At 72.8% G+C, this 18,506-nt stretch carries 19 protein-coding genes; 11 read left to right on the forward strand and 8 right to left on the reverse strand.

Annotated features, from left to right (window positions below):
• Positions 1-271: 271 nt before the first annotated feature.
• From ABZX40_RS33100 to ABZX40_RS33110, 3 genes are read left to right on the forward strand one after another with little or no spacing between them, the layout of a single operon-like run.
• Entirely contained in the window at positions 272-1,609 is a 1,338-nt protein-coding gene (locus ABZX40_RS33100; RefSeq protein ID WP_355742887.1) for a CAP domain-containing protein, read from the forward strand.
• Between the two features lie 60 nt (positions 1,610-1,669).
• Positions 1,670-2,350 carry an AIM24 family protein gene (locus tag ABZX40_RS33105; protein WP_355742884.1) on the forward strand — a complete coding sequence of 227 codons (681 nt, stop codon included), beginning with the start codon at positions 1,670-1,672 and terminating at the stop codon, positions 2,348-2,350.
• A gap of 32 nt (positions 2,351-2,382) precedes the next feature.
• On the forward strand, positions 2,383-3,342 hold the full coding sequence (locus tag ABZX40_RS33110) for a threonine/serine dehydratase (protein WP_355743095.1): 960 nt from the start codon (positions 2,383-2,385) through the stop codon (positions 3,340-3,342).
• A 48-nt stretch (positions 3,343-3,390) separates the two neighbouring features.
• Here ABZX40_RS33110 and ABZX40_RS33115 read toward each other — a convergent pair whose 3' ends face one another.
• The gene (locus tag ABZX40_RS33115) at positions 3,391-3,798 is read right to left on the reverse strand and encodes a hypothetical protein (RefSeq protein WP_355742881.1); all 408 of its coding nucleotides are present in this window, start codon (positions 3,796-3,798) and stop codon (positions 3,391-3,393) included.
• A 367-nt stretch (positions 3,799-4,165) separates the two neighbouring features.
• Between ABZX40_RS33115 and ABZX40_RS33120 the strand changes: the two genes are divergently transcribed.
• The 3 genes from ABZX40_RS33120 (at position 4,166) to ABZX40_RS33130 (ending at position 7,754) form a co-directional block, all read left to right on the forward strand.
• Entirely contained in the window at positions 4,166-5,752 is a 1,587-nt protein-coding gene (locus ABZX40_RS33120; RefSeq protein WP_355742878.1) for a serine/threonine-protein kinase, read from the forward strand.
• Between the two features lie 127 nt (positions 5,753-5,879).
• Complete coding sequence (locus ABZX40_RS33125) at positions 5,880-7,019, forward strand: hypothetical protein (RefSeq protein WP_355742875.1); 1,140 nt, start codon at positions 5,880-5,882, stop codon at positions 7,017-7,019.
• A gap of 75 nt (positions 7,020-7,094) precedes the next feature.
• Entirely contained in the window at positions 7,095-7,754 is a 660-nt protein-coding gene (locus ABZX40_RS33130) for a DUF2238 domain-containing protein (protein ID WP_355742873.1), read from the forward strand.
• A gap of 7 nt (positions 7,755-7,761) precedes the next feature.
• On the opposite strand, the gene ABZX40_RS33135 is transcribed toward ABZX40_RS33130, so the two are convergent.
• The 3 genes from ABZX40_RS33135 to ABZX40_RS33145 all read right to left on the reverse strand — a co-directional run bounded on the left by ABZX40_RS33135 (position 7,762) and on the right by ABZX40_RS33145 (position 10,636).
• Positions 7,762-8,976, reverse strand: coding sequence for an FAD-dependent monooxygenase (locus ABZX40_RS33135; RefSeq protein ID WP_355742871.1), 1,215 nt, complete (start codon positions 8,974-8,976; stop codon positions 7,762-7,764).
• Between the two features lie 121 nt (positions 8,977-9,097).
• Positions 9,098-9,784 (reverse strand): ribonuclease H, encoded by a 687-nt coding sequence (locus ABZX40_RS33140; RefSeq protein ID WP_355742869.1) that lies wholly within the window; start codon positions 9,782-9,784, stop codon positions 9,098-9,100.
• Between the two features lie 51 nt (positions 9,785-9,835).
• A complete protein-coding gene (locus tag ABZX40_RS33145; protein WP_355742866.1) occupies positions 9,836-10,636 on the reverse strand; it encodes a VOC family protein in 801 nt (266 codons plus the stop codon).
• Between the two features lie 157 nt (positions 10,637-10,793).
• On the opposite strand from ABZX40_RS33145, the gene ABZX40_RS33150 reads away from it, so the two are divergent.
• Positions 10,794-11,795: a zinc-binding alcohol dehydrogenase family protein gene (locus ABZX40_RS33150; protein WP_355743092.1), complete on the forward strand. Its 1,002-nt coding sequence runs from the start codon at positions 10,794-10,796 to the stop codon at positions 11,793-11,795.
• Positions 11,796-11,805: 10 nt separating this feature from the next.
• On the opposite strand, the gene ABZX40_RS33155 is transcribed toward ABZX40_RS33150, so the two are convergent.
• Positions 11,806-13,005, reverse strand: coding sequence for an esterase-like activity of phytase family protein (locus tag ABZX40_RS33155; RefSeq protein WP_355742863.1), 1,200 nt, complete (start codon positions 13,003-13,005; stop codon positions 11,806-11,808).
• A 202-nt stretch (positions 13,006-13,207) separates the two neighbouring features.
• On the opposite strand from ABZX40_RS33155, the gene ABZX40_RS33160 reads away from it, so the two are divergent.
• Positions 13,208-14,173, forward strand: a complete 966-nt coding sequence (locus tag ABZX40_RS33160; RefSeq protein WP_355742860.1) for an SGNH/GDSL hydrolase family protein — start codon at positions 13,208-13,210, stop codon at positions 14,171-14,173.
• 26 nt (positions 14,174-14,199) lie between these two features.
• On the opposite strand, the gene ABZX40_RS33165 is transcribed toward ABZX40_RS33160, so the two are convergent.
• Positions 14,200-14,682: a VOC family protein gene (locus ABZX40_RS33165; RefSeq protein WP_355742857.1), complete on the reverse strand. Its 483-nt coding sequence runs from the start codon at positions 14,680-14,682 to the stop codon at positions 14,200-14,202.
• A 244-nt stretch (positions 14,683-14,926) separates the two neighbouring features.
• Between ABZX40_RS33165 and ABZX40_RS33170 the strand changes: the two genes are divergently transcribed.
• Positions 14,927-15,580, forward strand: a complete 654-nt coding sequence (locus ABZX40_RS33170) for an ATP-dependent Clp protease proteolytic subunit (RefSeq protein WP_355743089.1) — start codon at positions 14,927-14,929, stop codon at positions 15,578-15,580.
• Between the two features lie 5 nt (positions 15,581-15,585).
• On the forward strand, positions 15,586-16,188 hold the full coding sequence (locus ABZX40_RS33175; RefSeq protein ID WP_355743086.1) for an ATP-dependent Clp protease proteolytic subunit: 603 nt from the start codon (positions 15,586-15,588) through the stop codon (positions 16,186-16,188).
• A 34-nt stretch (positions 16,189-16,222) separates the two neighbouring features.
• Here ABZX40_RS33175 and ABZX40_RS33180 read toward each other — a convergent pair whose 3' ends face one another.
• Positions 16,223-16,711 carry a helix-turn-helix transcriptional regulator gene (locus ABZX40_RS33180; RefSeq protein WP_355742854.1) on the reverse strand — a complete coding sequence of 163 codons (489 nt, stop codon included), beginning with the start codon at positions 16,709-16,711 and terminating at the stop codon, positions 16,223-16,225.
• Between the two features lie 276 nt (positions 16,712-16,987).
• On the opposite strand from ABZX40_RS33180, the gene ABZX40_RS33185 reads away from it, so the two are divergent.
• Positions 16,988-17,875 (forward strand): RNA polymerase sigma factor SigF, encoded by an 888-nt coding sequence (locus ABZX40_RS33185; protein ID WP_355743083.1) that lies wholly within the window; start codon positions 16,988-16,990, stop codon positions 17,873-17,875.
• A 127-nt stretch (positions 17,876-18,002) separates the two neighbouring features.
• On the opposite strand, the gene ABZX40_RS33190 is transcribed toward ABZX40_RS33185, so the two are convergent.
• Positions 18,003-18,458 carry an ATP-binding protein gene (locus ABZX40_RS33190; protein ID WP_355742851.1) on the reverse strand — a complete coding sequence of 152 codons (456 nt, stop codon included), beginning with the start codon at positions 18,456-18,458 and terminating at the stop codon, positions 18,003-18,005.
• Positions 18,459-18,506: the final 48 nt, after the last annotated feature.

Here is an 18,506-nt window from a genome sequence, read left to right on the forward strand (position 1 = left end):
GAGGCCCGCGGCACCGACACCCTCGCCCCGAAGCCGGGCGATCGGCGCCTCCCCCGGGGGAGCCGGAGGCGGCGGCGCCTTCCCCGGGAAGCCGGGGCCTCGGCGGCTTCGCCCGGCGACGGCGGGCGGGCGGTGGCCTCCGGGGACCGCAAGCGGCGGCTCCCGGGGACCGCAAGCGGCGGCTTCTCCCGGGAACCCGGGCTTTGCGCGGGCCGTTGTCCGGGAAAGATCCGGTTCGTGAACCGGTCGGGCGAGGTGTGAGGGCGGTGGCATGAGCGACCTGGTGCCTGGGGGGAACGTGGCCCTGCCCGCCGGTCCGCTGGTCCTGCGGGTGTCCGGCCCGTTCGATGTCTCCGCGCTGGTCACGGGGGACGACGGCAAGGTCCGCGGGGACGCCGACTTCGTGTTCTTCAACCAGCCCGCCGCGCCCGGCGCCCGCCTCGCCGGGGACACCCTGACCGTCGACCCGGCCGCGCTGCGCCCCGGCGCCACCCGGGTCACGGTGGCGGTGACCGCCGCCGAGACCGGTATGCCCCTGGGGCGGCTGCCCACCCCCACCCTCCGGGTCACCGGCCCCGGCGGACGCCCCCTGGCCCGGTTCACCCCGCCCCCGCCCCGGCAGGAGACGGTGCTGCTGCTCGCCGAGATCTACCGACGCGGTGACGCTTGGAAACTCCGGGCCCTGGGGCAGGGGTACGGCGACGGACTCGCCGGACTCGCCCGGGACTTCGGCGTGGAGGTGGCGGAGGAACCGGCGCCGCCGCAGCCGTTCATACCGGCCCAGCGCACCCCCGGCGCCCCTCCCCCACCCGACCGGCCCCCGGTGCCCGCCGACCCGGACGGCTACCTCGGGCTGGTCAACGCGGCCCGCGCCCAGGCCGGAGCGCCCCCGGTCGCCCTGGATGTCCGGCTGTCGTCGGCCGCGCGGGCGCACGCCGCCGCGATGGCGTCGGCCGGGCGGCTAGGCGTCGAGGGCGGGGACGGGGTCGCGGTGTACCAGCGGGTGATCGGCGCCGGGTTCGCCTATGTCACGATCGGCGAGCACCTGGTCTCGGGGCCGCGCACGCCGGGCGAGTTCGTGACCTACCTCCAGCGCGGCGAGCAGCCCCGGCGGACGCTGTACGACGCGGTGTTCACCCACGCCGGGCTGGGCTACGCGACGGAGCGCCGCAGCGGTGACATGTACTGGACGGCGCTGTGGGCCCGTCCGTTCACCCCCGCCGACCTGGCCCGTACGGCGGCGGAGGTGACGGAGCTGACCAACCGGGAGCGGGTCCGCGCGGGGCTGCGTCCGCTGGCGCCGGACGGGGTGCTCGCGGCGGCGGCGCAGGCACACAGCGCCGACATGGTGGCCCGGGACTTCTACTCCCACACCGCGCCGGACGGCAGCAAGCCCTGGGACCGGGCCGCCGCCGCGGGCTCCCGGCACCGCTCCATCGGGGAGAACATCGCCTGCGGTCAGCGCTCGGCGTCCGAGGTGGTCACGGGCTGGATGAACAGCCCCGGCCACCGCGCCAATATCCTCAAGCCCGATTTCACCCATATCGGCATAGGTTTCGCGGGCGGCGGCCGGTCGGGCACGTACTGGACCCAGCTGTTCGGGGCGTGAAGCGCCGGGCCGGTCGGGGGCGCGTTGCCGGAACGCCCGCATTCGGGACACGATGCCCCCATGAAGGGTGACCTCTTTTCCAACGAGTACATGGTCCAGCCGGCCTCCGCGCCCGGGATGACGATCGAGAACGCCAAATGCATCCGGTACACGGTCAACGGCGAGATGCTGGCCCGGCAGGGCGCCATGGTCGCCCACCGGGGCGGTCTCCAGTTCGAGCGGAAGGGCCAGGGCGGGGTCGGCGGCATGCTCAAGCGGGCGGTCACCGGTGAAGGGCTGCCGCTGATGTCGGTGCGGGGCCAGGGCGAGGCATGGTTCGCGCAGGAGGCGCAGAACTGCTTCATCGTGGAGGTCGAGCAGGGTGATGAATTCACGGTGAACGGCCGCAACGTCCTCTGTTTCGACCCGACGCTCTCCTACCGGATCGCCACCGTGAAGGGCTCCGGCATCACCGGCGGCGGCCTGTTCAACAGTGTCTTCACCGGGTACGGGCGGCTGGGGCTGGTGTGCGAGGGCACTCCCCTGGTGATCCCGGTCGCCCCGCAGTGGCCGGTGTATGTGGACACGGACGCGGTGGTGGGCTGGACGGCGGGGCTCCAGACGTCCCTGCACCGCTCGCAGTCGGTGGGTTCGATGCTGCGCGGCGGCTCGGGCGAGGCGGTGCAGCTGATGCTCCAGGGTCAGGGCCATGTCGTCGTCCGGCCGAGCGAGGCGCCCGCGACCAAGCCGCAGCAGCACTGAGCGCGGCGGAAGGATCGATGACCTTGAGTACCTTGATCGGGATCCCGGAGATCAAAGCGGCGGCCGGACGGATCGCCGGGCATGTGGTGCGCACCCCGACCGTGCCGAGCCCGGGGCTGTCCACCCTGCTCGGTGTGGAGGTGACCGCCAAGCTGGAACTGTTGCAGCGCACCGGTTCGTTCAAGTCGCGCGGCGCCACGGCCAGGCTCCTTTCGCTGACCGAGGCCGAGCGGGCGGCCGGGGTGGTGGCGGTGAGCGGCGGCAATCACGGCATCGCGCTGGCGGTGATGGCCGCCGCGCTGGAGGTGAAGGCGACGGTGGTCATGCCCCGGTCGGCGCCCGCCCGGTCGGTGGAGCTGGCCCGCGACGCGGGCGCGTCGGTACGGCTGACGGACGGGATGGCCGCGGCGTTCGACCTGGTCGCCCAGTTGCGGGACGAGGGACTCACCCTGGTCCACCCCTTCGACGACCCGATCGTGATCGCGGCCCAGGGCACGGTCGGCCTGGAGTTCGCGGACGACGCCGGGGAGCTGACCGATGTCCTGGTGAGCATCGGGGGCGGCGGCCTGATCGCCGGGGTCGCGGCGGCACTGCGGGCCCGGCGCCCCGGGCTGCGGGTCTGGGGTGTGGAGACGGAGGGCGCGCAGTCCATGTCGGAGGCCCTGAAGGCGGGCGGCCCGGTCTCCATCACCCCGTCGTCGATCGTCACCACGCTCTCCGCCCCGTCGGTCTCCCAGCTCACCTACGACCATGTGGCGGAGCTGGTCACCGAGGTCCTGGTGGTGCCGGACCGGGACGCCGTACGCGGCTGCCTGGAGTTCGCCGAACACGCAAAGCTGTGGGTGGAACCGGCGGCGGGCTGCCTCCTCCCGGCGGCCCGCCGGATCCTGGAGCGCACCGGCCCGGACACCCGCCTGGGCCTGGTGGTCTGCGGCGGCAACACGGCCCCGGCGGAGCTGGCGACCTGGACGACCCGCTTCGGTCTGCTCTGACGCGGGCGCCCGCGCGGCCCGCCGACCGGTCCGTCCCCGGCGGGCCGCTCAGGACGACTCGGGCGCCGGAGGACGACCGTCCCTTCCGGCGTCCGCCCCGCGCCCTTCGGTCACCGCGGCGGCCATCAGCGCCACGAGGTTGTCGGTCCAGCAGTCGGACACCCTCGTCGCCAGCTCGACGCCGCATCCGGCGCAGACGAGGTTGGGCCCGTCCAGGCCGGAGGGCCCGCAGCAGCCGACGGAACGTCCCGGCTCGGGGTGACGCGCCGTCCCGGGAACGTCGTCCGGGTGCAGGATCAGGAGAGTGCCGTCGGAGCCGGCCGTGAAGGTACCCGGAGCCATCCGAGGCGGACGGACCGCGCCGTCCGGTGGCGACTCGGGGCCGCTCAGCGGCTCTCGCCGGATCACGTCACCGGTGACGGGCTGCTGACAGTTGACGCAACGAAAGACGGTCACGCGGCCATTCTCCCGAGCCGCGCCCGGCACCGGGCGGCCGGGGCACGCAGGGCCCTTGCGGCAGTCCCGGGCCTCTTCAGCACTGGTGGACCCCTCCAGCCTCGGGCCCCTTCAGCACTGCATCCCTCCAGCCCCGGGCCTCTTCAGCACTGGCCCCCTCCAACCCCGGGCCCCTTCAGCACTGGATCCCCCCTCCAACCCCGCTCCCCTCCAGCCCCGGATCCCGCCAGCCCCACGCCCGCAGCCCCACGCCCCCGCCCCCTTCAGCCACGCCCCGAAAGATCTGCGCCAGTTCCCCTCCCCGTTGAACACCCGGTGTCACCGGGCGCGTACCACTGGGAAACGTGGGAGCGGGGTGCAGCGAGGGATGACCATGGCCGAGGCGCGTGTCTTCGCACAGGAGCTGATCGCCGGGCGCTACCGGCTGCTCGACGCGGTGCACCGGGAGACGAACCGCGTCGCCTGGTGCGGCGAGGACAGTGAGGCCGGGCGCCCCTGTCTCCTGACCCGTGTCGGACTGCCGCCCGGCAGCGGTGACGGCACCGCGTACCGCGCGACCGGGCGGATCATCCGCACGGCGGACGCGATGGGCGAACTGCGTCCGGGCCGGGTGCCGGCGGTGATCGACGCCTTCGCCGAGGAGGGCACCCTGTGGACGGTCACCGAGTGGACCGGCGGCACCCCGCTGTCCCGGCTCCTCGCCGACGAGGGGCCGTTCACCCATCTCCGCGCGGCCCGGCTCGGCCTGGAACTGCTCGACGTCCTGGACGCCGCGCACGGCGAGGGCATCACCCACGGCGAACTGAGCCCCGGCCAGGTCTTCGTACCGGACCGGGGCCCCGTCGTCCTCCATGGGTTCGGCCTCGCGGGCGCCACCCTCGCGCCCCGGCTCACCGCGCCCTCGTACGCCTCGCCGGAGCAGGCGCGTGACGAGCGGATCGGTCCGGCCGCGGATCTGTGGGCGCTGGGCGCGCTGCTCTACACGATGGTCGAGGGACGGCCGCCGTTCCGGGACCGGGACCGGCCCGAGGCCACGCTGCGGGGCGTCGACCGGCTCCCCCTGCGCGCCCCGCTGCGGGCGGGCCCCCTCGCCCAGGTCATCACCGGCCTGCTGCGCAAGAACTCCCGGGAACGGCTCACCCGCCCGGTGACCCGGGACGCCCTGGTCCGGGTGCTCGGCGCCGACCCGGACACCGCGCTCACCCCCGGCCCGCGCCCCCGGCTGCACCACGCGTACGCCACCGCCGTGCACGCCGGTTCGCGCTGGGGCAGCCGGACGCTGGTGTTCGGTACGGCGCTGGCGCTGGTGGCGGTGGCGGTCGCCGTGATGGCGGCGACCCGGCCCTCGCCGTCCGGCGACGAGGGCCCGGCGACGACGGCACCCGAGGCGGCCCCACCCCGCCCATCGGCCTCCGCACCACCCACGCCCCCATCCCCCACGCCCCCATCCCCCTCGCCCCCATCCCCCTCGCCCACCCGGTCCGGACTTCCCTCCGGGTTCCGGACGTTCACCTCCCCCGAGGGCTTCTCCGTCGCCCTGCCGCAGGGGTGGACCGCCCTGGAGACCGACAAGGTGTCCGACCTGGCCTATCGGGTGACGCTCGGAGCCGAGGGCGATCCGCGCACCCTGGCGGTGACGTACAGCGAGCGCGTCGGCCCCGACCCGGTCGCCGTCTGGCGGGACGACGTGGAACCCGGCCTGGAGCGGACCGACGGCTACGAACGGATCGGCGAGATCGAGCCGACGACGTACCGGGGCCGTACGGCGGCGGACATCGAGTGGCTGGCCGAGGTGGACGGCACCCGGGTGCGGACCTTCGGGCGGGGTGTCTCGGCGGGCGACGGGCTCGGCTACTCGCTGCGCTGGACCACCCCGGCGGCGGACTGGGACGACCGGGCCAACCGGGCGGCGCTGGAGACCCTGTTGCGGACCTTCCGCCCGCCGGTGGACTGAACACCGGGTTCCGGCCAGGCGGGCGGAGCGGAGTCACCAGGTTGTGCAAACCATGGCCAATGGGTGCATATAGGCTGCCTGTCTGTACATCCGCAGCACTGTTCACCGCCCCACAGGAGTGTTCTCCGTGACCCTAGCGACCGAGCCGTCCGAGGCGACGACCGCCCCGTCCGACCCCGCGCCCGCACCCGCACCCTCCCTCACCGAGCCCGCTGTCCCCACCGACCTCTCCGGCCCCTCCGGTCTCTCCGACCTCGTCGCCCGTGACGCCCGGGAGTTCGGGGTCTACGCCCGTACCGGCGGCTGGGCGTTCGCGCTGCTGGTGGCGCGGAGCGTACGGCCCGGCGGGCAGGGCGTGGACGAGGTACCGGCGGGCTCGGTGAAGGTGTCGGCGAAGGAGTTCGCCGGGCTGGCGGACTGCTCGCCGGAGCGGGTCATGCGCTACTACCGGGCGTGGGACCGGGCCGCCGATGACGGCATGGTGCCGCAGTTCGAGGCGCTGGAGCCGGGCCAGGACGTGGAGTTGCCGGACGCCGACATCTGGTCGGCGTACTACACCTCCCGCAACAGCGCCGCCTCCGAGCGCGGCACCGCCATCGCCGAGGCCGCCGAGGCGGAGGGCATCCGTCCGACCAAGGCGCTGGAGGTCGCCGAGAACCCGACCGCGCTGCGGGCCGCGATCCTCGCCGATCCGTCCACCGCGCAGGCCGCCCGCCGGGCCCTGCTGGACCGGGTGCGCGAGGACCCGGACCTCCAGGCCGAGCTGGCCCGCGATGTGGTGCGCACGGACGATCTGAAGAAGGCGGTGGCGACCGAGAGCCGCGCCGCCGACCGGATCGGCTATGTCCGTCAGATCGCCGAGTCGGGGCAGATCAAGACCCCCGCCGGGCAGACGGTGGACGCCCCGGTCGGCGTACGGCACGAGGCGGAGCGGCATCTGTCGCTGATCGACGAGCTGGAGGAGCACGAGGACTCCGGCGAGTGGGCCACCGAGGCGTACGACACGATGAAGAACATGGTCGCCGAGACCGTGCAGGCCGATCCCGAACTGCGGGTGAGCGAGCGCCGGACGAAGTTCTACAGCAGCCTCCAGAAGGCGACGAAGGCGTTCGAGGAGCTGACCTTCGACGACGCCCAGGACTTCTACGAGGACGACATGGTGTCCCGGCTGGAGGATCTCCAGCAGGCCATCTCCTCCTGTCTGACCGCGCTGCGCGGGGCCCACGGGGAGAGCGCGGGGCCTCAGGGCCCAGGGCGGGCTGAGTAGCCGTACTCATGCCGCGGCGGGCGGGCGGCTCCACGATGAGGGCCCGTCGACCGAGGTCCAGCCGAGGAGCCCCGTATGTCCGCCGCGCCCGTACTGCCCGTCACCCGCCCCGGTCCGCGCCGCACCCGGCTGCCCGCGGTGCTGGCCGGGGTGGTGGTGGCCGGGCTCGCCGTGTCCGCCTGGGCTCCGGCGGACCGGGCGACCTGGTTCCTGGAGACGTTCTGGGTGTTCCTGGGGCTGCCGCTGGTCGTGCTGACGCGGCGGCGGTTCCCGCTGACCGGGCTGCTGCTCGTCCTGCTCACCGCGCATGCGCTGGTCCTCGCCCTCGGCGGGCACTACACCTACGCGGAGGTCCCGATCGGGGACTGGGTGCGCGACACCTTCGCCCTGGAGCGCAATCCGTACGACCGTTTCGGCCATCTGATGCAGGGGTTCGTCCCGGCGATCCTGGTGCGGGAACTCCTGGTCCGTACCTCGCCGTTGCGGGGCAGTCGCTGGCTGGCGCCGCTGGTGGTGTGCGCGTGTCTCGCGTTCAGCGCGGTGTTCGAGATGCTGGAGTGGGCGGCGGCGGTGATCGGCGGGGAGGCGGCGGACGCGTTCCTGGCGACGCAGGGGGATGTGTGGGACACCCAGTGGGACATGTTCTGCGCGCTGATCGGCGCGGTGGTCGCGCTGGCGCTGCTGAGCCGGGTGCACGACCGGCGACTGGCCGCGCTGGAGCGCGGCCAGTCCTAGCCCTTCCCTACTGGCGCCCGGTCGTCGAGGACCGGCCCTGGACCGTGCGGGCGATCCTCGGACCCAGCCAGCGCTTGACGCGGCGCAGGGTCTCCACCCGCCCGGCCGCCCGGTCGAGCCGGTAGTAGAGCTGCGGCGGGACATGGGGCAGCAGGGGTGAGTGGCGCTGGCCGAGCAGGGCGAACATCTGCTCGGGGGGCAGGCCGATGTAGCGGGGCAGGTTCTCGTACCACTGGGCGCTGTAGCGGGCGGCGCTCTGCACCGGCAGCAGGGCCTGCTTGCGGTCCCGTTCGTAGGCGGCGAGGGCGCGGGGCAGGTCGCGCTGGTCGCGCAGGGCGCCGGCCAGGGACATGGCGTCCTCCAGGGCGAGGGTGGTGCCGGCGCCGATGGAGTAGTGGGTGGTGTGGGCGGCGTCGCCGAGCAGGACGACGTTGCCGTGGTGCCAGGTGCGGTTGGTGAGGGTGCGGAAGTTGAGCCACTGGGGGGCGCCGTCGGCCGAGGTGCGGCCGATGAGCCGGTGGCCGTCGAGGACGTCCACGAAGAGTTTCTCCAGCAGTTCGAGTCCCTCCTCCTCGCCCGCCCGGTCGAGGCCGAGGCCGGTCCAGGTCCCGGGCGCGCACTCCACCACGCAGGTGGAGCGGTCGGCGCCGAAGCCGTAGCCGTAGCACCAGATCCAGCCGTGGGGGGTCTCCACGAAGGCGAAGGTGAAGGAGTCGAAGACCTTGGTGGTGCCGAGCCAGATGTAGTGGTTGCGGCCGGAGCGGACCTCGGTGCCGAAGGCGTCCGCGTGCCGGGTGCGCAGGGCGCTGCGGACCCCGTCGGCGGCCACCACCAGATCGGCGTCGGGCAGCCGGTCGGGGGTGACTTCGCGCTGGTACTCGACCTGGACGCCCATCTCGCGGGCGCGGGCGGCGAGGATCTCCAGGAGCCGGTGGCGGCCGATGCCGAAGCCCTGGTCGCCGCTGTGCCGGGTGGTGAGGCCGCGCACCTGGGCGATCCCGTCGCTCCAGCGCACCGATCCGGCGTCGACGGCGAGGGCGGACTCGGGGTCGTGGGCGTGCAGCCGGTCGAGGAGCCCGCGCCAGTAGGTCACGCCCCAGCCGTAGGTGGAGCCCTCCGGATCGCGCTCGTGGACGGTGATGTCATGGGTGGGGTCCTGCCGCTTCAGCAGGATCGACAGATACAGGCCGGCGGGCCCGCCGCCGACGCAGACGACCTTCACGGACACCCCTGGAAGTCACTCAAAGCGGTCGATTGACAACGCAGAGTAGCAGTCGGAGGGCGTCACTCCGGGGCGCTCGGGCCACGCCACGAGCGGGACGGCCGTACCGGTGAAAGGGGGGTCAGGAGGTGGTGCGGCACTCCGGGTGGCCCCAGCCCTGGTCGTCCTTGGCGATGGTCTCGCCGGCGGCGTAGGCACGGCCGCAGACCGGGCAGCGGCCGGGGTACTTCGCCTTGAGGGTGCGGGCGGCGCCGCCGTCTGCGCCGTTCTTGCGGGCGGCGGGCTTGCGGCGCGGGGCACCGGCCTTCGGGGTGTCCGGGGAGGGCGGGGGCTCCGGGGAGCCGAGGTCGCTGCCGGCGGCTTCCTGGACGATGGCGGCCTGGCTGGCGGCGCGGTCGGCGAAGTCGTTGAGCGGGTCGCCGTCGACCTGGTGGGCGGGGACGTAGCGGAACTCGACGCTGCGGCCGTCGAGGAGTTCGTCGATCCGCACCACCAGGTCCTGGTTGGCGACCGGCTTGCCCGAGGAGGTCTTCCAGCCGTTGCGCTTCCAGCCGGGCAGCCAGGTGGTGACGGCCTTCATGGCGTACTGGGAGTCCATCCGGATCTCCAGCGCCACCCCGGGGTCGACGGCGGTGAGCAGCCGCTCCAGGGCGGTGAGTTCGGCGACATTGTTGGTGGCCCGGCCGAGCGGCCCGGCCTCCCAGCGGCTCGGGGCCTCCGTAGCGTCCGCGACCACCCATGCCCAGGCCGCCGGTCCGGGGTTTCCCTTCGAAGCCCCGTCGCACGCGGCCACCACTCGTTCACGCATGCGCCGATCATGCCATGACCGCCACGGGCGTCCGCCCGGGGTCCGGGTCTCCTAGGAGACGTCGGCCATCCCCGGGACCTCGCCGGTCAGCCGGGTGGTGTCCAGCACCGAGAAGTTCGCGCCGTAGGGGTCGCTGAGCGCGGCGAACCGGCCGAAGGGGCTGTCGACCGGCCCGAACCGTACGGTCCCGCCGAGCTTGACGGCCCTGGCCACGGTGTCGTCGCAGTCGGTGGTGTTGAAGTAGACATTGATGTACGGCGGCACCTCGGGCGGGAAGTCGTCGGTCATCCGCATCCGGCCGAGGACCGGCTCGCCCTGGACGCTGTAGATCCGGAAGTCCATCTCCGCGTCGTCCATCTGCTGGGCGGTGTAGGGGAAGACGGCCGGGAAGAACGCGTCGGACTTGTCGGGGTCGCGGGTGAAGACCTCGGCCCAGCAGTAGGCGCCGTGCTGGTCGCTCGGCGCCTCGAAGCCCTGGTGCGTTCCGGCCTGCCAGACGCCGAAGACGACTCCGCCGGGGTCGCTCGCAAGGCACATCGACCCGAAGTCGGCGACCTGCATGGGTTCCATCAGCACCTGTCCGCCGTTGGCCCGGATCGCGGCGGCGGTGGCCGCGATGTCCGGCGAGGCGAGGTACAGACACCACTGCGAGACGCCGTCCTGGCCGGGCATCGGCGGCATGACGGCGGCGGCCGACCTGCCGTCCGCGAATGCCTGGGTGTAGTTGCCGAACTCGCTACCGGCCTCGCCGTAGGTCCAGCCGAGGACCTCCGCGTAGAAGTTCTTCGCCCCCTCGATGTCGGTGAACATGGCGTCGGCCCAGACGGGTGTCCCCTGGGGTTGAACGGTCATGACGGTGCTCCCTCCACTCGTCGGAATTGTCCCGGTACTTCACGCTAGTCACTCGGGGCGCCCGACGCGCGCCGAAATCGAAATTGTGTTCCAAAATAAGGGGGTGGGTCGCCGCCCGGGGTGGCCCGGCAGGGAGTGTGCGATGGCGGACGCGACGATGCGGGCCTGGTCGGTGACGGCCCCGGGACCGGTGGAGGGCGAGCCGCTGCGCCTGCTGGAGCGGCCGGTGCCGGAGCCGGCCGGTGACGAGCTGCTGGTCCGGGTCCGGGCGTGCGGGGTGTGCCGGACCGATCTGCATGTCACCGAGGGCGATCTGCCGTTCCACCGCCCCGGTGTCACCCCCGGTCACGAGGTGGTCGGCGAGGTGGTGGCGCTGGGCCCGGCGGCCCGGGACTTCACGGTCGGGGACCGGGTGGGCGTCGCCTGGCTGCGGCACACCGACGGCGTCTGCGCCCAGTGCCGCCGGGGCGCCGAGAACCTCTGCCCGGCCTCCCGCTACACCGGCTGGGACGCGGACGGCGGATACGCCGGGTACACCACCGTCCCCGCGCCCTTCGCCCACCGTCTCCCCGACGCCCTGGACGCGGTGGCGGCGGCCCCGCTGCTGTGCGCCGGCATCATCGGCTACCGCGCCCTGAAGCGGGCCGCCCTGCCCGAGGGCGGTCGCCTGGGGCTGTACGGCTTCGGCGGCAGCGCCCATCTGTGCGCCCAGATCGCACTGGCCCAGGGCGCCCGGGTCCATGTGGTGACCCGGGGCGCGGCGGCCCGCGCACTCGCCCTCGACCTCGGCGCGTCCTCGGCCCAGGACCTGGACACGGCGCCGCCGGAGCCGCTGGACAGCGCCGTCCTGTTCGCGCCGGTCGGCGATCTGGTCCCGGTGGCGCTCCGGGCCCTGGACCGGGGCGGGGTCCTGTCGGTCGCGGGCATCCACCTCAGCGACATCCCGCCGCTGCGCTACGAGACGGACCTCTTCTACGAGAAGCAGATCCGCAGCGTCACCTCCAACACCCGCGCGGACGCCCGGGAGTTCCTGGCGCTCGCCGCCCGCCACGGGGTACGGGCGACGACGCACACCTATGGGCTGCCGGACGCGCTCCGGGCGCTGCGGGATCTGAAGGCGGGGGCCTTCGACGGAGCGGCGGTGCTGGTCGGCGAGTGATCGGCGGCCGTCAGCGGAAGGCGCGCGGATCGGCGTGGAGGCGCTCGTCCAGGCGGAGGGTGATGAACTCGTTGTTGTCGGCCTTGCCCGGGGTCCGGCCCGAGGAGAACGGGAAGTTGTTGTCGTTGAGGACGGCCACCGTGCGGTCGTCGAGCAGGACGACGTCCTCGATGGTGGTGAACGGAAAGCGGAACGTCTCACCGAATCCGCCGAGCCTGCCGGGGTTGGCGATGTCCAGCAGATCGGCGACCAGCGTCTTGTCCAGCGCCCCGTCCTTGTTCCGGTCACGGGTGTCGGCGAGGTACAGCCGCTTGAACCGGGCGTCGTCGCCCTGTCCGCCGTCCCGCTCGATGACCAGGAAGCGGTTCCTGTCGACCGCGATGGCATCGCCGATGGCGTGGGCCGGGGACTCCAGCCGGTAGACGAAGGTCTTCCCGGTGTAGGCGCGGCTGCGCAGATCGAACTGGCTGAACCGCAGGTCGCCCGGGGTGTCGCCGGTGACCGTGCCCTCCAGCAGCGGGTAGAGGCTGCGGCCGTCGACCGAGCGGGCGAGACCCTCGAAGCCCTTGCTGCTGCCGAGGTTGGGCCGATCGCCGCCGAGGTCCGGGTTCTCCGGCGCCTTGACGCCGGGCAGGGCGACGGGCGCCTCCAGGAGTGTGCCGGTGGCCGAGAAGTGCAGCAGCCAGGGGCCGAACTCGTCGCCGATCCAGTAGGTGCCGTCGGCGGCCCGGGTGATCGACTCGACGTCGAAGTCGGCGCCGGTGAGGACCCGGTCGGCGCGGGTCAGGGCGAAGGGCACCTTGCGGTGCGGGTCGGTGAGGTGGAAGCCGCCGAGCACCTTGACCTCGCCGGTGCGGGTGCCGGGCTTGATCCGGTGCACGCGCAGCAGATAGTCGGCGCTGTTGGCCTTGTTGCCGTAGCCGTTGTCGGACAGGACGTCGTAGGTGCCGTCGTGGCGGTTGACTATGCCGCTGAAGCCCTGGACGGGCTGGTCCTGGAAGGGGGCGGCGATGCCGTTGAACGGGCCCGTGCCGATGAGGGCGCCGGAGGGCTCGCTGCCGGGGACGTAGGTCTCGGCCGGCAGGGAGGCGAAGCCGGTGAGGGTGGCGCGGCCGAAGTCGCCGCCCTGGTGCGGGCCCTTGGCGGCGGCGGGGGAGGCCAGGGCGAGGGTGAGGACTACGGCGCCGAGCATGATCGAAGGTCTTCTCATGGCGCGCACCGTAGGGACACCGGATGACCACCGGCCCAACTCCGGGCGACGAGCCCGCGCCTGTGTGCGGTCCAGGGATTTTTGTCCCGTGGATGTCTTCCGCCGGGCAAGGCGCTGTGCTTGCCTGAGGATCTTTCGGCGCCGAACGGCGAACGGCGCATGCATGACCAACGGCGCATGACGAACGGTGGGCGGGGACGGGATGCGGGGTCGGTGGCTCGGGGGCGCCCTGGGCGTGATGCTGCTGCTGGGTGCCTGCGGGGACCCGGAGTCCGAGCCGCTGCCGGTGCCGCCGCCCGCCCCGAGAGCGACGGGCACCACCCACCAGAACGCGGCGCCCTCCCCGTCCCCCTCGGTGCCGCCGCCCGCCCCGAAGGCGACCGGCACCACCCACCAGGACGCGGCGCCCTCCCCCACCCCGCCTCCCACCCGGGACCTCTCCGTCGTCTACCTCGGCGACTCCCTCGCCATGGAGAACCAGACCGTCCTGGGCGAGGAACTGCGCCGGACCCTGGGCGCCGCCTACACCAGCGCCCCCTACTCGGGCACCACCCTGTGCGACTACCTGGAGGGCACCGGAGCGCGGTCCCTCGTCCCGGACGCGGACAAGGCGGCGGCGCTGGTGCGCCGGGAGCGGCCGGATGTGGTGGTGCTCCAGTTCTGGGGCAACGCCTGGGGCTACACCCCGTGCATGGACGGCATCACCTACGACGCCTCCCGCGAGCGCTATCTCGACCGGTACGCCGCCGACGCGGCCCGGCTCACCGAGCAGATCGCGGCGGCTGGCGGTGAGCGGCGGCCCCGGATCGTCTGGGTGCTCCAGGGACCGGACCCGATCACCCCCGAACGGGTCGAACTCGTCAACGGCCTCTACCGCGAGCAGGCCGCCGCCACCGGTGACGCCCTCGCCGACGCGGGCCGGGTGGTGAGCCGCGCGGGCGACCGGTACACCTGGGTCGGGCAACTCCCCTGCACCGACTACGAGCGGGCCCACCCCACCTACTGCACGGAACCGGCGAAGGGCCTCACGGCCCTGCACCGGGACGACGACTATCTGCACTTCTGTCTGGCGCCCACCACCTCGACGCCCAGGCCGTGCCCGGTGCGCTCACCCGGCATCCTGCGGATGGCGCAGGAGATCACCCGTGCGGTGGGGACGGCCCGCTGAACGGACGGGGCCCGAGGCCCCGGGTGTCACGTCCCGTCGAACGCCCGCTCCAGCCCGGCGAGGTCCAGCTTGCCCATCTGCATGAGGGCCTGGCCGACCCGGGCCGCCCGCTCGGTGTCCGGGTCACTCAGCATCGCGGGCAGCCGCTCGGGGATCACCTGCCAGGAGACCCCGAACCGGTCCTTGAGCCAGCCGCAGGGGCCGGGCTCCCCGCCGTCCTCGGTGAGCGCGGTCCAGTAGTGGTCGATCTCGTCCTGGTCGGCGCACGGGATCTGGAAGGAGATCGCCTCGGTGAAGGAGTACTGGGGCCCGCCGTTGAGCGCGACGAACCGCTGGCCGTTGAGTGTGAAGTCGACCGTCAGCACGGTCCCGGCGGGGAAGGGGGCGCCCTCGCCGTAGCGGGTGATCCCGCCGAGCGAGGCGTTCTTGAAGATCGACACGTAGGAGTGGGCGGCGTCCTCGGCCCGGCCGTCGAACCAGAGACATGTGGTGAATCCGTCGGTGCTCATGAGTACCTTCCCGTCCGGTCTTTCGGTCATCGGTACCGACCGGCGGGCGGCCCGGAACTCATCGGTCCCGGCCGCTCTGCCGTCGGCGAATCTGCCACGGGCCGACAAACCCCCGGCGGGACCCTTCGGCGGCCGACAGTGGGGGCACGGACATCTCCCGAACGCCGGGAGGTCCCACCGATGCGGAGATCCCGCCGGCCTATGACGACTACGACTACGACTACGAGGAGCCACCATGCCGCCACTGTCCCCGCTCACCGCCCGGCTCGGGCCGGACCGGACGCCCCGGGCCGAGGAGGGTGACACCCAGCCCACCCGGTTCGACGACCAACTCGCCGCCCAGTTGCTCGGCCAGCGGATCGTGCTGCTCGGCACCCAGGTCGACGAGGTCTCCGCCAACCGGGTCTGCGCCCAGCTGATGATCCTCTCGGCGGAGGACCCGCACACCGACATCAGCCTCTTCATCCACAGCCCCGGCGGCTCGGTCCACGCGGGCCTGGCCATCTACGACACCATGCGGCTGATCCCCAACGACGTGGCGACCCTCGCCATGGGCTTCGCGGCCAGCATGGGGCAGTTCCTGCTCTGTGTGGGCACCCCCGGCAAGCGGTTCTCGCTGCCCAACGCGCGGATCATGATGCACCAGCCGTCCGCCGGGATCGGCGGCACCACGGCGGACATCGAGATCCAGGCGGACAACCTCGACTTCACCAAGCGGACCATGGAGCGGATCACCGCCGAGCACACCGGGCAGAGCCCCGAGACCATCTCCCGCGACGGCGACCGCGACCGCTGGTTCACCCCCGAACAGGCGATGGAGTACGGCATGGTGGACCGGATCGTGGAGTCGTTCGCCGACATCCGCCCGGCCGCCGCACGACGACGGATGGGACTGTGACCGACATGGGCTCCTACACCATTCCGAACGTGGTCGAGAAGACCCCGCACGGCGAGCGCTCCTACGATGTGTTCAGCCGGCTGCTGTCGGAGCGGATCATCTTCCTGGGCACCGAGATCGACGACGGCGTGGCCAATGTCGTCATCGCCCAGCTGCTCCATCTGGAGTCGGCGGCGCCCGAGCAGGAGGTCGCGATCTACCTCAACTCCCCCGGCGGCTCCTACACCTCGCTCATGGCGATCTACGACACCATGACCTTCGTACAGGCCCCCATCTCCACGTTCTGTGTCGGTCAGGCGGCCTCCACGGCGGCCGTGCTGCTGGCGGGCGGGGATCCGGGGCGGCGGTTCGTGCTGGAGCACGCGCGGGTGCTGCTCGGCCAGCCCGCGAGCGGCGGTCGGCGCGGCACGGTGTCCGATCTGGCGCTCCAGGCCAAGGAGATGGTCCGTATCCGCGGCCAGGTGGAAGAGGTGCTGGCCCGCCACACCGGGCACGACATCCCCACCCTGCGCGCGGACATGGACCGCGACAAGGTGTTCACCGCGCACGAGGCGGTGGCGTACGGGCTGGCGGACGAGGTGCTGAGCCGACGCCTGCCCGGCGCGTGAGGCACCGGGCGGCGCGCGGCGGGCCGGAGTCGGGTCAGGCGACCAGGCACAGTCCGTCGTAGGAGGAGGGGGAGGAAGGGGAGGCGACGGAGGTGCGGGAGGTGCGAGAGGCGAGGGTGGTGCGGGACGGGGTCCGGGCGGTGCGGACGGTGACCCGGACCAGTTCGCCCTGGGCCAGCGACAGCAGATCGCCGAGCCCGAGGCCCAGGGCGCGGGCCGCGGCGGCGAGCACCTCGGACGACGCCTCCTTGCGGCCCCGCTCCACCTCGGAGAGGTACGGCATGGAGATCCGGGCCTGATCGGCGACGTCCTTGAGCGTTCTCTCCTGCGCGAGCCGCTCACGGCGCAGGACATCGCCGATGAGGTCCCGCCAGAGCGGCTCGGCGGGCGCCGGTCCCCCGCGCGGCGGCACGGGTACGGGGGCGGGCGCGGGGGACACGGGGGAAGCGGGGGACACGGGCGCGGCGGGGCGCAGCGGGATCACTCGGGCTTCGTCGGGCGCTCGGTGCGCTGGGTTGCTCACCACTCCAGCCTAGAAGTCCCGGCCGTCCAGGCAAGCGGTCCGGATTCCGCTCTCCGGGAAATCCGATGGAACGGAGGGCCGGTGGGAGATCCGGTGGGCGGCCGTCCTCCCCCGTCCGGCGGTGCGGGTCGTACGTCCGGTGCGGGAGGCGCGCGTTGGATGCCGAGGCATTTTGCATGTACCGCCGAACCCTGGGTAGCCGAGGCTTCGAAGACGCATGGACCGAAGCAGCAACCCGACGACAAAAACCGGACATTGATGTTCGTGGGAGAGGCAATGGACACCGCCGTGATCAGGTCGGAGGCAAAGGTCGAGCACGACACCGCCGGGACCCGAGCGGGGGAGGGGATACTGCCGGACTCCGTGGATCCGCGGACCGTGGCACCACTGGACGCACGTGAGCTGTCCCGTCAGCTCTTCCCCCGGCTGGCGGAGCTGGAGGAGGGCACGCACGAGCACCAGTACGTCCGCAACACCCTGATCGAGCTGAACATCTCGCTGGTCAGGTTCGCGGCCGGACGGTTCCGCGGGCGCGGCGACGACATGGAGGACATCGTCCAGACCGGCATGATCGGTCTGATCAAGGCGATCGACCGGTTCGACCTGTCCAGGGAGGTCGAGTTCACCACCTTCGCGCTGCCGTACATCGTGGGCGAGATCAAGCGGTTCTTCCGGGACACCACCTGGGCGGTGCATGTGCCGCGCCGGCTCCAGGAGGCCCGGGTCGAGCTGGCGAAGGCGCGCGAGGAGCTGGCCGGTCATCTGGACCGGGAGCCGACGGTGGCCGAGCTGGCGGCGCTGATGGACATCTCCACGGACGAGGTGGTCGAGGCGCAGCTCGCGTCCAACGGCTACAACTCCTCCTCCCTCGACGCGGCCCTCACCGGGGAGGACCCCGGCAACGGCGAGGCCGTGCTCGCGGACTTCATCGGCGTCGAGGAGTACGGTCTGCGGCTGGTGGAGGACGTCCACTCACTGGCCCCGCTGATGGCCGAGCTGGGCGAGCGCGACCGGAGGATCCTCCATATGCGGTTCGTGGAGGAGGCCACCCAGGCGGAGATCGGCGAGACGCTGGGCTGCTCGCAGATGCATGTGTCGCGGCTGCTGAAGCGGATCATCGTCCGGCTGCGCAAGGGGATGCTGGGGGAACTGGGCTGCGCCTGAGGGCTGCCGCCCACGAGGACGACGAGGGCGGGGGCGGGGCTTACGGCTCCGCCCCCGCCCTTCGTTTGAGCGGCCACTCGGCCCCGACGCACACGGCCCCTCACCCGTCCCCCGAGCGCAGGGCCGTCTACTCGCCCCCGAAGCGCACGACAGCCCGTACCCGCTTGCCCACCGGCACCCGCTCGACCGTCACCTCGGCCGTGAGGGCGTGCACGATCTCCAGACCATGACGGCCGACGCGCTCCGGGTCGCGCGGGTAGGCGCGCGGCAGGGCGGCACTGCTGTCGTAGACGTAGACCGTCACCCCGGCGTCGGTGCCCTCCAGTTCGAGGATGTACGGGCCGTTGCTGTGCCGGTCGGCGTTGGTGACGAGTTCGCTGACCACGAGGAGGACCTCGTCCTCGGCGCGGGCGCCGATCCGGGCGCACCACTCGGTTCTGAGCTGCTCCAGGAAGCGCCCGGCGAACGCCCGCGCCTCGGCGATGCACCCCGGTTCCCCGGTGTAGTGCGCCGCGCGCCGCAGCGGTTCGACGGGCACGTCGAAACCAGTCGGCATCACTGCCCCGTCCCGGTGCTCGATCATGGGTTTCTCTCTCGGAAGCCGGCGTGGCCGGACGCTGCTGCACCAGTG

It is taken from the genome of Streptomyces sp. NPDC004610 (assembly GCF_040609715.1).
Lineage (GTDB): Bacteria > Actinomycetota > Actinomycetes > Streptomycetales > Streptomycetaceae > Streptomyces.

What these genes read in the sequence shown, in the direction of transcription:
- ABZX40_RS33100 (WP_355742887.1), top strand. Translation starts at nt 272, where the DNA reads ATGAGCGACCTGGTGCCTGGGGGGAACGTGGCCCTGCCCGCCGGTCCG.
- ABZX40_RS33105 (WP_355742884.1), top strand. Translation starts at nt 1,670, where the DNA reads ATGAAGGGTGACCTCTTTTCCAACGAGTACATGGTCCAGCCGGCCTCC.
- ABZX40_RS33120 (WP_355742878.1), top strand. Translation starts at nt 4,166, where the DNA reads ATGACCATGGCCGAGGCGCGTGTCTTCGCACAGGAGCTGATCGCCGGG.
- ABZX40_RS33130 (WP_355742873.1), top strand. Translation starts at nt 7,095, where the DNA reads ATGTCCGCCGCGCCCGTACTGCCCGTCACCCGCCCCGGTCCGCGCCGC.
- ABZX40_RS33140 (WP_355742869.1), bottom strand. Translation starts at nt 9,784, where the DNA reads ATGCGTGAACGAGTGGTGGCCGCGTGCGACGGGGCTTCGAAGGGAAAC.
- ABZX40_RS33145 (WP_355742866.1), bottom strand. Translation starts at nt 10,636, where the DNA reads ATGACCGTTCAACCCCAGGGGACACCCGTCTGGGCCGACGCCATGTTC.
- ABZX40_RS33150 (WP_355743092.1), top strand. Translation starts at nt 10,794, where the DNA reads ATGCGGGCCTGGTCGGTGACGGCCCCGGGACCGGTGGAGGGCGAGCCG.
- ABZX40_RS33155 (WP_355742863.1), bottom strand. Translation starts at nt 13,005, where the DNA reads ATGAGAAGACCTTCGATCATGCTCGGCGCCGTAGTCCTCACCCTCGCC.
- ABZX40_RS33160 (WP_355742860.1), top strand. Translation starts at nt 13,208, where the DNA reads ATGCGGGGTCGGTGGCTCGGGGGCGCCCTGGGCGTGATGCTGCTGCTG.
- ABZX40_RS33165 (WP_355742857.1), bottom strand. Translation starts at nt 14,682, where the DNA reads ATGAGCACCGACGGATTCACCACATGTCTCTGGTTCGACGGCCGGGCC.
- ABZX40_RS33175 (WP_355743086.1), top strand. Translation starts at nt 15,586, where the DNA reads ATGGGCTCCTACACCATTCCGAACGTGGTCGAGAAGACCCCGCACGGC.
- ABZX40_RS33185 (WP_355743083.1), top strand. Translation starts at nt 16,988, where the DNA reads ATGGACACCGCCGTGATCAGGTCGGAGGCAAAGGTCGAGCACGACACC.
- ABZX40_RS33190 (WP_355742851.1), bottom strand. Translation starts at nt 18,458, where the DNA reads ATGATCGAGCACCGGGACGGGGCAGTGATGCCGACTGGTTTCGACGTG.